General features: G+C 38.3%; 11 protein-coding genes. 3 read left to right on the forward strand and 8 right to left on the reverse strand.

The annotated features are described in order from the left end of the window. The first annotated feature begins 265 nt into the window (after positions 1–265). From rplM to rpsB, 3 genes are all read left to right on the forward strand, one after another. Positions 266–721 (forward strand): 50S ribosomal protein L13, encoded by a 456-nt coding sequence (gene rplM, locus IW15_RS17875; RefSeq protein WP_034714185.1) that lies wholly within the window; start codon positions 266–268, stop codon positions 719–721. Positions 722–729: 8 nt separating this feature from the next. Beyond that, complete coding sequence (gene rpsI, locus IW15_RS17880) at positions 730–1,116, forward strand: 30S ribosomal protein S9 (protein WP_034714188.1); 387 nt, start codon at positions 730–732, stop codon at positions 1,114–1,116. Positions 1,117–1,298: 182 nt separating this feature from the next. Next, positions 1,299–2,060 carry a 30S ribosomal protein S2 gene (gene rpsB / locus IW15_RS17885; protein WP_034714190.1) on the forward strand — a complete coding sequence of 254 codons (762 nt, stop codon included), beginning with the start codon at positions 1,299–1,301 and terminating at the stop codon, positions 2,058–2,060. A 100-nt stretch (positions 2,061–2,160) separates the two neighbouring features. On the opposite strand, the gene IW15_RS17890 is transcribed toward rpsB, so the two are convergent. The 8 genes from IW15_RS17890 to IW15_RS17925 form a co-directional block, all read right to left on the reverse strand. Next, positions 2,161–2,595 carry a DUF6759 domain-containing protein gene (locus tag IW15_RS17890; protein WP_034714192.1) on the reverse strand — a complete coding sequence of 145 codons (435 nt, stop codon included), beginning with the start codon at positions 2,593–2,595 and terminating at the stop codon, positions 2,161–2,163. Positions 2,596–2,599: 4 nt separating this feature from the next. After that, a complete protein-coding gene (locus IW15_RS17895; RefSeq protein ID WP_034714194.1) occupies positions 2,600–3,298 on the reverse strand; it encodes a DUF6759 domain-containing protein in 699 nt (232 codons plus the stop codon). Between the two features lie 17 nt (positions 3,299–3,315). Continuing rightward, positions 3,316–3,993 carry a tRNA (guanosine(46)-N7)-methyltransferase TrmB gene (gene trmB, locus IW15_RS17900; protein ID WP_034714196.1) on the reverse strand — a complete coding sequence of 226 codons (678 nt, stop codon included), beginning with the start codon at positions 3,991–3,993 and terminating at the stop codon, positions 3,316–3,318. A 99-nt stretch (positions 3,994–4,092) separates the two neighbouring features. Next, positions 4,093–4,866: a DUF6759 domain-containing protein gene (locus IW15_RS17905; protein ID WP_034714198.1), complete on the reverse strand. Its 774-nt coding sequence runs from the start codon at positions 4,864–4,866 to the stop codon at positions 4,093–4,095. Positions 4,867–5,066: 200 nt separating this feature from the next. Then, positions 5,067–5,855 (reverse strand): hypothetical protein, encoded by a 789-nt coding sequence (locus tag IW15_RS17910; RefSeq protein WP_084681480.1) that lies wholly within the window; start codon positions 5,853–5,855, stop codon positions 5,067–5,069. Between the two features lie 159 nt (positions 5,856–6,014). After that, positions 6,015–9,413, reverse strand: a complete 3,399-nt coding sequence (locus IW15_RS17915) for a T9SS type B sorting domain-containing protein (protein WP_034714200.1) — start codon at positions 9,411–9,413, stop codon at positions 6,015–6,017. 113 nt (positions 9,414–9,526) lie between these two features. Continuing rightward, positions 9,527–12,367: a T9SS type B sorting domain-containing protein gene (locus tag IW15_RS17920; RefSeq protein ID WP_034714203.1), complete on the reverse strand. Its 2,841-nt coding sequence runs from the start codon at positions 12,365–12,367 to the stop codon at positions 9,527–9,529. A gap of 132 nt (positions 12,368–12,499) precedes the next feature. Next, positions 12,500–15,340 carry a T9SS C-terminal target domain-containing protein gene (locus IW15_RS17925; RefSeq protein ID WP_034714205.1) on the reverse strand — a complete coding sequence of 947 codons (2,841 nt, stop codon included), beginning with the start codon at positions 15,338–15,340 and terminating at the stop codon, positions 12,500–12,502. Positions 15,341–15,413 lie beyond the last annotated feature (73 nt).

A 15,413-nucleotide genomic window follows, 5' to 3' on the forward strand; every position in this document is an offset into this window, starting at 1 on the left:
AGAAAGTTAATAAAGTAAGAGTTTAGTAACCAAACTCTTTACTTTATCACCTGTGTTTTTAGAATCTTCTAAAAATGTTTTTTTTCATCGAAATTCATTTTACAATATTTATGCCAAATAATTAAGATCGTTAAGGTCTATAGTGTTACTAAAGGATATACGAATTGGGAAACATAAAGTAAAATATGTTTTTGGGTTACAAAAATTATATGTACCTTTGCACACCCTTATGGGGAAAATTATGTTTAATCTTTAACTAAAACGTGTGAATACATTAAGTTACAAAACTGTTTCAGCGAACAAAGCTACTGCTAATAAAGAATGGGTTGTGGTAGACGCTGAAGGACAACCATTGGGAAGACTAGCTTCTCAGGTTGCAAAGATTTTGAGAGGTAAGCACAAAACAAACTTTACACCTCACGTAGATTGTGGTGATAACGTTATTGTTTTGAATGCTGGGAAAATTACGCTTTCCGGAAACAAGTGGGCTGATAAGACTTACATCTGGCATACAGGTTATCCTGGTGGACAGAAGTTTATGACAGCTGCTGAACTTCAAAAGAAAGATTCTTTAAAAGTATTGGAAAAATCTGTAAAAGGTATGCTTCCAAAAAACAGATTAGGATCTGCATTGCTTAAAAACCTTTATTTATATGAAGGAACTGAGCATAAGCATGAAGCTCAACAGCCTACAACAATTAATATTAACGAATTTAAATAATTATTAATATGTCTATAGTTCACAAAATCGGAAGAAGAAAAACTGCCGTAGCAAGAGTTTATATGAGACCAGGTACTGGTAACATCAAAGTAAACGGTAAAGATGCTAGCGAGTATTTCTCTACAGACGTAATGGTTTACAAATTGAACCAACCGTTTATCCTTTCTGAAACTGTTGGTCAGTATGACGTTACCGTAAATGTTTTCGGTGGTGGTAATACAGGTCAAGCAGAAGCTATCAGATTAGGTATTTCAAGAGCTTTATGCGAAATCAACGCTGAGTTCAGATTAGCATTGAAGCCTGCTGGTTTACTTACAAGAGATGCAAGAATGGTGGAAAGAAAGAAACCAGGTCAGAAAAAAGCAAGAAAGAGATTCCAGTTCTCAAAACGTTAATTTTCAGACTTCAGGTACTGGGTTTCAGATTTCAGAATTTTTTCTGTCTGTTATCTTATATCTAAAATCTATTTATCAAAACAAAAAATTGCCCGTTACGTTTAGCATCCAAACACTTCTCCCATCTAAAGAAGTTGTTGATTGCATAAGAAGCGGAAAGTAAACTAACAAAAACAGAAAACATGGCAAAAGCAAATGTAAAAGACCTTTTAGAGGCTGGCGTACACTTCGGTCACATGACTAGAAAGTGGAACCCAAATATGGCTCCATACATTTTTATGGAGAAAAATGGTATTCACATTGTAGACTTACATAAAACAGCAGTTAAATTGGATGAAGCTTGTAGCGCTTTAGAAAAATTAACTTCTGCAGGTAAAAAAGTTCTATTTGTTGCTACTAAGAAGCAAGCAAAAGAAGTAGTTGCAAAACACGCTTCTGAACTTAATATGCCTTATATTACAGAAAGATGGCCAGGAGGTATGTTAACAAACTTTGTTACAATCAGAAAGGCTGTTAAGAAAATGAACCATATCGACAAAATGAAAAAAGACGGTACGTTCGAAACTTTATCTAAAAAAGAAAGACTTCAGGTTGACAGACAAAGAGCTAACTTAGAGAAAAACTTAGGTTCTATCTCTGACATGGTTCGTCTTCCTTCTGCAATCTTCGTTGTAGATATCATGAGAGAACACATCGCTGTAACTGAAGCTAAGAAATTAGGTATTCCAGTTTTCGGTATTGTTGATACAAACTCTGACCCTAGAAAAGTTGACTTCGTTATCCCTGGAAACGATGATGCTTCTAAATCTATCGATATGATCTTAAACGTAGTTTCTGATTCTATCAAAGAAGGGCAGTCTCAAAGAAAAGCTGATAAAGAAAAATCTAAAGAAGAAGGAGAAAAAGTATCTGCGGAAACAGATGCTGATTTCGATGCTGAATAATTAAAAGATTTTCTTTTATATAGAAAAAACGCTGGATTATGTCCAGCGTTTTTTTTTGAATAATTTTATAAACAGGACGATTATAGTTCCTGTTATGTTTCTATTGACTAAGTTTTATAGAATAGGAGCTGGTTATAAATTGGGTACTCTGATAAGAAGATCTGCACAGCATGGCAGACAGCTTGTAGTTTTGATTTTTAGGAACCATAGTATACCCTATTTTGCCGGCAGCGATGGGAATTTTTTTAAAGAAATTATTTCCGCTTACGGTAAGAACCATATTGCAGAATGATTTATTCTCCACAGAGATAGACGTTCTTGGATTCCCCGGTGAATCGGAATTGAGAAGATCATTCAGTACTTCTGCAGTCTCTGGTTTGTAGGTCTTAATAAGTTCATTGTATTCACCGTCTGTATTGTTGGCAGAGCTTCCTGAACGGGAAGGATAGGACGTTCTTATGGGATATGTACCGTAGTTTGCATTACAGCTTATCAGGATGCACGATATGCCGGAGAAAATAAACAGCTTTTTCATACAGTTATTTTGATCTTTTCTTTTTTACAGGTTTTTCCTTTGCCGGTTCTCTTTGATCTTGTACCGGATCTTTCTTTTCCTCAGACTTAGAAGTGCCAGGATTATCAATCACTACAAATATACTTTTTTTTATGTCTTTATTGGAGGTGTATTTTACATCACAGACATTGCTATTCAGGCTATAGGAACCTTTATTGAGAACGATAAAGTTCTCACCATGAGCAGGGACGGCAAGGTTGTAGAAGTCTTTTCCTTCAATTCTTAAGATAATATTGCAGTCGGAATTATTCCTGAACAGGAGTATGGCTTCTTTCCGGGTAATATCTTCATCAAACATAGCGTTCAGAAGTTTAACCGTTTTATCCTTATGCTGGTCTGAATTTTCTGCAATCAGTTTTTTGAATTCTTCCGCATCATCAGAATTAGAATTCCTCATAAATCTGTTGGGAATATCAGTGATAACAGGCCTGGCTTCCATGGGTTTGGCGGTCTTTGCACCTTTTGTCCATTCAGCATTCTTTAAAGCAATAAGCTTAGGTTTCAGCACACTCCTTTTGGGATCTTCGGGATGTGCATTCTTGAGGTACTCTTCAATTTCCTTAGTATTTGTGCTTTTCAGGATGTCTTTGTTTTTTTTCTGTGCGGGAGCCAAAACGGGGACAAGGAAAATAAAGAGGAGGGTCGTTAAAAATTTTTTTTTCATCAATTTGTTTTATTTCATCAGCTTATCCGGAATTTTATATACGTTATTGTTTTTCCTTTGGCCGAGAACAGCTCTTCGTAATATGTCTTTATATCTCTTAAGTGTTCTGTATTGGGATCATATTCAGGGGCACCATAAATATCATGATGTGCTGAGATGATTTCATAGCCAGCACCTTGTAAATATCCAAGGGTGTAGCCATGCAAGAATTCTGAATCCGTTTTTAAGTGGATAATTCCACCCAGTTTCAGGAATTTTTTGTAGCGTTCTAAAAAGTCAGGATGCGTTAATCTGTGTTTTGTACGTCTGTATTTGATTTGTGGATCTGGAAAGGTAATCCAGATTTCATCTACTTCACTTTCGGCAAAAAAATGATCTACAAGCTCAATCTGGCTTCTCAGAAAGGCAACATTAGTCATGTTGTTTTCTACAGCTTCTTTGGCTCCAAACCAGAATCTTGCTCCTTTAATATCGATGCCGATAAAGTTTTTTTCCGGGAATGTTTTTGCAAGTCCTACTGAATATTCTCCTTTTCCGCATCCCAGTTCAAGAACAATGGGATTATCATTTTTAAAGAAATTTGTTCTCCATTTTCCTTTAAGTTCAAAACCTTGTAAAGCTTCCTCTCTTGTAGGTTGGATTACGTTCGGTAATATTTTGTTTTCTGTGAATCTTGCTAATTTATTTTTACCCATGAGTTTATATGAAAATCCCGCAAAAATAGTGAAATTTACATACAATACCTTGCCTTTTTCAGATAAAAAAGGCGGGAATGATTATATTCATTTTATAGATTACTTTGCTGGAGAGCTCCCTAAAGAAACCATGATGGGTCTTTCAATTGTTTTCTGGGAAGCGTATTGAGCACCGCACACAAGACTGGTAAAGAGGTAACTTCCTTTTTCTATTACGATTGAGCTTTCATTATGAGCCGGAACGGCAAGTCGGTATTTGATGGTGCCGACACTTTCCATTCTTACGATAATATTACAGTCTGATTTATTTTCAATAAGGACGATGCATTCTTTGCTCATAGGATCATTATCAAACAGGGAATTCAATATTTTCACTGTTTTGTTTTTATGCTCAACGGGAGAGACAGCCATCAGCATATTAAACTCCTCTGCTTCTGCATCCGGTACTGCCGAATTGGCTGTAGGATTTACTACAAATGTATTTTGAGAGTTGCTTGGTGTATAGACTACGGTGGATTGCTTTGCCGCGAGTTCAGCTTTGTATTTGGCGATTTGTTTTTGCTTGATAATCGCATTCATTTCATCAAAACTGATTTTGGTAGAAGGTCTTCTTCTGAGCAACGCGAGCATTTCCTGCATATCCTTTACTTTTTGATCGGCAGGATGAGCATTCTTGATATATTCCTTCATCATTTCCATGACTCTGGGTTTTAAAACGGATCGTCGGGGATCATCCGGGTGAGCATCCCTTAAAAAGGCATTGATTTCGTAAATACTCTTACTTTTCAATATATTGCTGTAGTCTTTCCCTTTTTTCTGGGCAGACATAGTGAAGGAGAGAATCAAACTAAGGAATAAAATTAATTTTTTCATTAATACATATTAAATTGAAAATTGGAGTTTTCTTAATTTGTGTTCTATGCAATTAGTCTTTAAAAAGGATAACGGAATAATATTATTTTTATTTTAAACACGTGATTGTGACATAAATTTAGGCATATTTATGAACAAAAAAAAATGTATACTATAAAATTATTATACGATACATTTTTTTTAATATCCTGCTGATGATCTTAATTTATAACTTCCTGAAGGTGAGAGTTCTTAAGCCTTTTCTGGTAGATAGGCATATATTTTTCAATCGGAATTTTTATAGCTTCATAGTTACCGGCCAATATGTAAGGCTGAATATTCTCTGAAGTATACACAAACTGAAGGAAATTATCAATCAGGTTTTCAGGGATTTTAAGTCTCAGGAAATAATCTTTTCCAAGGTAATTTTTAATATCGGTTACAGAGCTGCTCATTCTTTCATAGGCAACATACCGTTGTTTTTTCTTTCTTTCTCCCGAAAGCATATCATAAATGCTTTCCAGGCTGAAGGTAAGACCTCCGTCTCTTAACCCAGCAATCGGAAGTTCCGGAGGTAATCCGTTTCCTTTAGGTTCCGGCAATCCAATCACCTTTTTTAATGCAAGTGCTTTATCTTCTTTTCTTAAGGAGTTTACATCATACCGTAGGTTTCCGGTAGGTTTAAACCGGTTGATGACAATTTCCTGAATTTCATAATAAGCTACTTTTAGTTCAGTTAGATTTTTCTGTCCAAACATTTGAGGGGTAAGCTTCACATCCTTTCTTTCGGTAACGATAGAGGTAAACCGGATCACATCTCCTGGATTGGCCGGGATATTAAAATCGCCGTTATAATCGGTAAGAACGGTTTTCTGGGTATTTAGATTCGTGACATATACCTGATTGAGATATAAAACAGAATTGTCCCTTAGAAATACTTCTCCGGAGTATGTTTGGGCGCTGATTTTCACCAAAAAAACCAACAGCACTAGAGTAATTAGCTTCTTCATATAATGGGGCAAAATTACGTAGAAATACAGCAATTTATACCGGGTAAAGTTGAGAAAACTGGTTAAAATTATATTAAACTTTACGGTAAAACTGTTAATGAATGTTATAAATTTCTTTTTAATACAAAAGAAGCAAATATCATTCCTTTAGACAGGGGTTTATCTGTGTTTTACCAGAAGCCAGCTGGTGTACTTCACAGAGGTCGTAGAGCCATACTCTGTCCAGCTGATAAAATACCAGTAGGTAGCGGTGGATACAGGTCTTCCACCCATAGTTCCGTTCCAGATATACCGGTTCGTAGGACTGCCTCTGAAAACTTCTGCACCATAACGGTCGAAGATTCTGAACTCCAGGTTATTATTGGTCATCAGAGCGGAATAGTCGATATCATCATTGTACCCGTCTCCATTTGGAGTAATGGTATTGATAAGATTAATAATAACAAAAGGTCTTGTGGTTTCATCACATCTTTTAGCATCTCTTACATGGATGATGTGGCTTCCTGTTGCTACATTGGTGAAAATATTGGAATTCTGCCACGTGATTCCGTCTAAAGAATATTCATAAGGCGGTGTGCCTCCGTTGACACCAATCGTTACGGTAGAACCATTAATTTCTATAGAGGTGATTAAAGGTACCGGAGATTCTATAACGTTAACATACTGTCTGTACACACAACCATTGAATGTAAGGTCTACCCAATAATTTCCAACGCCAATATTAGAGATAGAGGAAGAAGTAGCTCCGGTACTCCAGAGATAACTTTCGAATCCGGGTCCTGCATCCAGGGTAGTTTTGGTCTTGGCACAAATGATCTGATCTACGAGAATATCAGATTTCTTAGGTGCTTTAATAATAATAGTAATTGAACCTACTTCGGGACAGACTCCGGCTTTTTCAAATCTGATATAAAAAGTTTGAGTTCCGGTAACACTCACTGTACCGGTGATGGGGCTTACGTTATTCTGAGCATCTGCCTGGGTTGCATAGAAGGTGTAGAGAACATTCGGGTCTGTTGTAAACTGAGGGATGTATGCTCCCAGGTTGATCAGTTTTGTTCCATCCAGATCTTCGTCACATAAGCTTATTGTGGCCAATTTTTTTATCAACGGTATTTTTGCTCCGATGGTAAATTGTAAAGGCTTGACAACGGTTGCGCAGCCATCAGGAGAATCTACTCTTATATAAATTGTGGTTGCTGCAGTATAGCTCCAACTATTGGGAAGAGTATTGGCATTTCCTGCATTGGCATCTGCCAAACTTGCATAGTATCTTACATTGGTAAAATAACCGGGATTATTAAGAACAAAAGGAGTAATGTTGGATAATAACACGGTAACAGTTCCATCAAAATTATCATCGCAGAAAACACCGGTATAGTTGTCGAGAACAATAGCAAGATTATAGAGACTGAGGGTAATCTGGACAATGCTTTTACAGCCGATATTATTTTTTACCACAGCATACACAATCGTTCCATTGGGAGCAGTATATGCATTGGCGGAAGTAATAAGAGCAGCGGGATTTTCTGTCTGCGCATCGGTAAGAGTAGGATAGTACGTTATGGTGACCGGTGAATTATTCGTAAGATTGGCTGTAGTGAGGTTAAATGTTCCCTGCCCATTGATGTTACAGGCATGTAATGTAGCATTGTTGACTATCAAAGCCTGAATATTGATGGTTACGGTCACCGTTTCGCAATCGGTGAAAATAGGATCGTTTCCGCAGAATGTATACGTAAAAGTATCTGTTCCTGTTGTTCCGGGAGTATTGACTGTATATGTGATAATTCCTGTTACAGGATTTATCGTTGCCGTTCCTAAAGTGGGAGCTGTAACAATAGCAACCGTAGCAGGAACAGGAGTTTGCGCAGAGCTGCTGAATGTAGGGGTTATGGTTTGTGAAGTACAGAGGCTGTAAACTGCAGCCGTTTGTTTCATACAGTTCAGTACTTTAAATTGTTCGGTCACCAATGGTGCACAACTTCCCATAGTTACAGAGCAGGTATAAAACCCTGAGTCTACAGGAGTATAAGATGGATTGGTTGCTCCGACAATCAGGTTTCCGTTTCTATACCACTGATAGCTGTCATAAATGATAGGATCTACCGTCAGTACAATTCCGGGAACACAATCTCCTCCTGATTTTAAAATAACCGGCTGTGTTGGAAACCCTGCAAAAAATCCGCCATACCCTACAGCATCACTTCCTGCATTGATGCCTGCAGTAATAGCCTTATCTGAAACTACAGTAATTGTTCCGGTTACATTGGGAATTCCATAGGTCACCCAATTTGTAGTTCCGGTCATACTGTAAGGACCTGTTATTGCGGGAGGGGTAGCTCCGTTGACGGTAACCACAGCACCTCTTTGGGTAATAAGATTAAGTTTGGTAGGAATATTAAGAATTCCCGAAGGGTTATTATTGGAATGAACAAAATTTTCATCAATGAAACCCAGTTCGTTGATCTGTTTGGGAAGATAGCAGTTGAGTGCAGGGATAAAATTAAACCCTCCGGTGGCTACTTCATTACCCGTCGCTGAGTCTCCGGCGAGGACCTGATAGACATAGGCGTTTTTTGTAGTTCTGATATATAAATTATAATGTCCTCCTCCCTGAAGCTGATATTTTGTATCCGGAACCACGTAATACTGCCCTGTATTAAGGGTGGCAATAGGCGGAATTTCATTATTTAAAAAAATCTGGGTATTATCTTCTGTTGCGATGATAAGAGCTCCTTCCATATTGGCTCCGATGCTTCCATTTCCTTTTACCAGGGCAAACTCACTTCCCAGTCTTTCTACGGGAACTGCCTGATCCATTAAAATATCTGAGCTTGAAGCATAATTTCCGGCATACTGTCCGTTAAAGTTTCCATTGGTAATGTTGACGGCTTTATTGGAGGTAATTTTTGCCCCGATAAATCCGTCAGAATTTCCGGCAATGGTTCCGCTGCCGTCGATGATATAGGATTGACCTTTATTTAAACTGAAAGTCATGGTGGGATTGGTTGCTCCAGTGGTCCCGTTAGAAAACTGAACTGTAGGCTTATATCCTGATACGGTAACTGTTGTATTGTCTTCAGTGGCCAGTACACTCGTCATGAAATTGAGAATCAGATTACTGACGGTTATAGGGGCATTGGCTGCATAAAAGTTTTTTCCGGTAGAAGGTATCCCTTTAGAAGTAATAATTTCAGCATGATTAAACACTGAAAATCTTAAGTTGGCATAAAAGGGAAATTCTGCTTTCAGATACAATCCTTTTGTGGTAGGTGTAAATAAATCTGTCTGAAGAGTCGTAATAATATATTCCCGGAGAACATCAAATTTTTGAGGATTATTCTTACTGATGGTGACAGTTCCGATCAATACATTATTATTGTAAATGCTTACCGGGAAAGGAGTGGTTCTATTGGTGGATAGGTATAATTTCTGATAAGGATTTGGATTGCCCGTCCGGTCTACCATAGGAGCAAACCAATGTTCCCTGTCTAATTGTGCAAAGGCAGAGGTGAAAATATAAAATATAAGTAAAAAAGATAGAATTTTCTTCATTCAGTACTGGTATTTGTCACAAATTTAATAATAAAATGTATTAATTAGTTGAAAAAGTAATAAAAAAGCCACGATTTTAAAATCGTGGCGTAAAGAAGTTTATTTTGAATAAATTATTGTCTGTTTTTAACTAAGATCCAGCCCGTATATTTTATCGCTGTCTGCTTGCTGTTAGGCTCAGTCCAGCCGATTTCATACCAGTAATTTCCGGTAGGAACTCTTCTTCCATTGGTGGTTCCGTTCCATTTGTATCCGTTGGATTTATCTGCCTGATGAATTTTACTTCCATAGCGGTCGAAAATATTAAATATCAGGTTATTTTTGTGTGCCAATGCAGAATAATCTATCGCATCATTTACTCCGTCATCATTTGGAGTAATTACATTAATCAGATTAGGAATGGTAACTTCTACCTGTATAGGTTCACAGTCGTAAGCATCTTTTACGTATACAATAGCGTTACCTCTCGCTACATCAGTGAAAATATTAGAAGTCTGCCAATTGATATTATCCAGAGAGTACTGATAAGGAGCGGTACCACCAACAGCATACACTGTAATCGTGTTGCCAGCAATATCAATTGTTGAAACTACAGGCTGTTCCGAAGCGTATACTTTCACAGTCTGTGTCGTGATACATTCACCGGTTTTCAGTTTTACCCAATAGGTTCCTACTCCTACATTATTGATCGATTGGGTGGTAGCTCCTGTGCTCCATTCATAGCCATTGAATCCAGGTCCCGCATCCAATGTTGTTTTGTCTTCAATACATATGATTTTATCCACTAATACAGCCGATTTTACAGGTGGTAATACAACCAGGGTTACTTCTGCTATCCTGTAACAGCCATTTGCATTTGATATTTTTACATATGCCACGCCATTGGGAGCAACATAAGCCGTTGGATTTGTAATTTCGTTGGTTCCGTTGATGGCATCAGTAGGAGACGGATAGTATTTCTTAGTGACGCCCGGTTGTCCGGTAACGGTAGCATTAGTAAGATTAAATAAAGCCGTAGCAGGATTGGCTTCTATGAAGCAGGATCTTAAAATTGCATTTGTTACAATAGGGCTTTCAGATATGGTTAAGTTCAACGTTATTTCCTCACAGTCGGTAAAATCAGGGTTGTTTCCACAGAATCTGTAAACGATTTTGTCTGGGCCTAAATATCCGAAAGTAGGGGCGTAGCTTATTACTCCAGTAGTTGGATCTATAGTGGCCGTTCCGTTAGCAGGCGGAGTTACAATGGTTACCGTTCCCGGTACCACAACCTGAGTAGAGGTAGTGAATTCCGGTACGATCATTTTAACGCCGTCACACACTGTCTCATTTTTAACGGTTTGCTGAAGACATGTAAATACTTTATACACCGGAGTAAATATCGGTGGGCATGTTCCTACTGTAATTTGTACGGTATAATTTCCTGACTGGGTTGGAGTGTAGGTATTATTTGTAGCACCGGGAATAGAGGTATTATTTCTGAACCATTGGTAAGATTCAAAGCTGTCATCTACTTCCAGAATGATTCCAGGAATACAGTCTCCCGTTTGTTTTGCAATAACCGGAATGGATGAGAATCCCGCGAAATATCCTCCATATCCTACCACACCACTTCCTCCGGAAATACCTGCGGTTACCGCTTTTGTAGAAGTAATCGTTACATTTCCGGTAACATTGGGCACAGAGTACGATACCCAATTAGTAGTTCCTGTTACAGAGTAAGGTCCTTGTGCAGCAGGAGGCTGTATTCCGTTGACCGTAACTGTCGCTCCGGTTTCGGTAAGAATATTTAATTTTACGGTATTGACTGTTGGAGGAAGGATATTAATCATTCCTATCTCGTCAATTTTTCTTGGAAGATAACAATTCAAAGGTGGAATATAATTAAATCCAATGGTGGCATTACTAGTGGCAACCCCTGCTAATAATTGATATACATAGACATTCTTGGATGTCTTAATGTACATATTATAGTGGTTGTTCCCCTGATTGATATAATTGGTGTTGAAATCTTTATTGACCCTGTAGCTTTTCCCTTCATTCAGAGTAACAACCGGAGTGGTGGAGTTGTTGATGAATACCTGTGTCCCATCTTCCGTTGCGACAATCAGGGCATCCTCCATTCTTTCGCTGATGTCTCCGTTTCCTTTTACCACAACAAATTCGTTTCCAAGTCTGTCTGTAGGTACCGACTGGTCCATTACAATATCAGATCCATCGAAAAAGCCACCGGCGGGAATAATGGCAAACTGACCGTTAAAGTTTCCGTTGGTAACAGAAATAGGTTTGTCGGAGACTATTTTTGCCCCGATAAAACCTTCTTTATTTCCTAACTGATCTCCGGTCCCCTCAATGATATAAGACTGTCCTTTATTTAAAGTGAACGTCAGCGTGGGATTGGTAACACCGGTCCAGCCATTGGTAAATACTACATCAGGAGAATAGTTGGAAACCGTTACCTTAGTATTGTCTTCAGTCGCTAAAATTCCCGTTGTAAAGTTTAATGCATTAATAGGATTCAGGATAGGAGATACGACGGCATAAAATTTTGTACCGATTCCGGCTTTTCCTTTAGAGGTTAAGATTTCACCGTGGCTGCTTACAGAAAATCTGAAGGTTGCAAAATATGGTTTTGTTCCTTTCGTATACAGTCCTTTCGTTCCGGGCGTAAAAAGTTCGCCGGTACTGCTGGCGATCATATTCGTCAGAGGAATGGTAAAAGTCTGCGGATTTCCTTTGCTGATCGTTACAGTTCCAATTACAGTGTTATTGCTGTAGATGGTTACCGGAAATGGTGTAACAGAATCTGTTGAGAAATATAAAGCCTGCTGCGGGCTGAGAATGTTTGTTGATCTGGCTGACATCGGAGCAAACCAGTGGTCTGTGTCTCTTTGTGCAAAGAGGACATTAATTGCCGAGACAATCAATGCAAACGTGAGTAAAAATTTTTTCATTTAAATGGAATTAGGATTTCTGCAAAAATAACGGAATAATCTTTATAAATTGAAAATATTTATAAAAAAATAGTAATGAAACAATAAAAAAGCCACGATTTTAAAATCGTGGCTTACTATTTAGTTGTACTGTTATTCTCTGTTTTTCACAAGAATCCAACCGGTGTATTTTATTGGAGTTTTTGCTTTATTAGGCTCATTCCAGTTAATGTGGTACCAATAGGTTCCGGTAACCAGTTTTTTATCATAATGCTTTCCGTCCCATTTGTAGTTATTGAACTTATCTCCGGTAAATATCTTATTACCATATCTGTCATATACTACGAAGCTGAGGTTTTCCTTATAAGATAATTCGCTGTAATCTATATAGTCATTTTTATTATCACCATTTGGAGTAATGGCATTTAATAAATTAGGAACTGTAATTTCAACAGAAACAGGCGTACAATCGTAAGCATCTTTCACATAGAATGTATGCTGGCCTCTTGAAAGACCGGTGAATACATTAGAATCCTGCCATGCAGAAGTTCCGTCTACGGAATATTTATAAGGTGGTTTTCCGCCATTTACGATTACTGTTGCCGTATTGTTAGAAATTTCAATTTGAGCGATTACCGGATCATCTGTCTTTTTTACTCTCACAATTTGTTTCAGGATGCATCCATTTTTTCCGAGCATTACCCAATATTCACCTACCGGTACATTATTGATAACTGAAGTGGTTGCTCCAGTGCTCCATCGGTAAGAATCGTAGCCGGGACCAGCGTCAAGATTTGTTCTGCTGTCAATACAAATATATTGATCAACCAGAACAGGAGATTTCTTAATTGGAAGTGCAGTAAGGGTAATTTTAGCATTCGCTGTACATCCTTCGTTGGTCGTTACTTTTACATAAACAGTTCCGCCTGTTGAAGGATAACTTGCAGGATTAGTAATTTCATTGGCACCGGCAAGAAGATCAGCCAGCGTACGGTAATACTTTTTCACTACCGGATTGTAAGTGGTAACATTAGCTGTCGTAAGATCAAAATAAGCATAAGGATCTACATCATATTGACAGGCTGTGATAGATACATCCGTTACAACAAAAGGAACAACGGTAAGATTTAATGTGATCTGTTCGCAGTCTATAAATTCAGCGGCATTCCCACAGAATTTGTAAACAATCTTATCAGGTCCCAGATATCCAGGAGTTGGAACGTAAGTAATGGTTCCGTTTGAGTTAAGAGTTGCAGTTCCATGCGTAGGCTGTGTAATGATAACCAGCGTACCCGGAACCGGAGTTTGTGAAGAGGATGTGAATGCTGCTGTAATTACTTTGGTAGAACACGCATTCAAGGTCTGTGTAGTCTGTTTTAAGCAGGTAAACACTTTATAAATTGGTGTCGTAACCGGCGGGCAGCTTCCCATCGTTACTTTTACCGTATAGTTTCCGGCTTGTGTCGGGGTGTAGGTATTGCTTACTGCTCCGGTGATAATGGTTCCGTTCAGGTACCATTGGTAGGTCTCGTAGCTGTCATCCACTTCAAGGATAATACCTGGAACACATTCTCCGGTTTGTTTTGCAATAACGGGAATAGAAGAGAATCCTGCAAAATACCCACCGTATCCTACAGCCCCACTTCCACCGGCGATTCCAGCAGTAACTGCTTTTGTAGAGGTAACGGTAACATTTCCTGTTATATTGGGAACAGAATAAGATACCCATGCAGTAGTTCCTGTAACAGGATATGGTCCCTGTGTTGCAGGCAGTGGTCCATTGTTTACCATAACGGTAGCTCCTGCTTCAGTAAGAATATTTAATTTTACGGTATTGGTGGTAGGAGGTAGAATATTTACCATTGCAATTTCATCAATCTTCCTTGGCAGGAAGCAGTTCAAAGGGGGAACATAGTTATACCCTTCTGTAGCAGTATAATTGTCAATACCTGCCAGAAGCTGATATACATATACATTTTTCGTTGTTTTGATGTGCATATTATAGTGCCCATTTCCCTGATCAATGTATTTATTTACAAATGTGCCGTTAGGACCTGCGCTTACGCGGTACCATTGTCCTTCATTAAGGGTCGCGGCAGCAGTACCTCCGCCGTTTACAAATACTTCCGTATTGTTTTCTGTTGCGATTATCAGTGCATCTTCTACACCGTCGGTAATAAGTCCGTTTCCTTTTACAAGAACAAATTCATTTCCTAATCGGTCTGTAGGTACAGACTGGTCCATCACGATATCTGAACCACTTCCGTTAATTTGCGGAAGGGCAAACTGGCCGTTAAAGTTTCCATTGGTTACAGAAATAGGCTTATCAGATTCTATTTTTGCGCCGATAAAACCTGTAGCATTGGTACCATTATTTTGCAATCCCTCAATAATGTATGATTTTCCTTTATTAAGAGTAAAGGTCATCGTTGGGTTGGTGGCTCCGGTAGTACCATTAGAAAACTGAACACCTGGATCATATCCTGAAACGGTTACTGTAGTATTATCCTCTGTTGCCAGAATTCCCGCTGTAAAATTCAGATAAGTAAGGGTTTGTCCTGTCATTGGAGTTGCCGCAGCATAAAATTTCTTTCCAATTCCTGCTTTACCTTTAGAAGTTAATATCTCTCCGTGGCTCAAAACACTAAATCTGAAGTTTACAAAATAAGGTTTCGGCCCTTTAGTGTAAAGCCCTTTGCCTACCGATGTGAATTTTTCACTGGTGGTAGAAGTTATCATATTCGTGGTAGGAATCGGAAATACTTTAGGATCGCCCTTTGTGATTGTAACTGTTCCCAGTAACAAACCATTACTATAGATCTCTACCGGGAAAGGTATTAACGAGTCTGTAGAAAAATATAATGCCTGCTGGGGACTGGAGAGCGCAGATGCATTTGCAGCCATTGGCGCAAACCAGTGCTCCGTATCTCTTTGTGCAAAGAGGGTATTAATTGTAAAAAAAACTAATACTAAACTGAGTAGAAATCTTTTCATGTGGTGGGAATTAGGATTTCTACAAAATTAAAATAATATTTGAGATATTGTTAATAAAATGTAAACAAAACAT

Source organism: Chryseobacterium soli, assembly GCF_000737705.1.
Classification (GTDB): Bacteria; Bacteroidota; Bacteroidia; order Flavobacteriales; family Weeksellaceae; genus Chryseobacterium; species Chryseobacterium soli.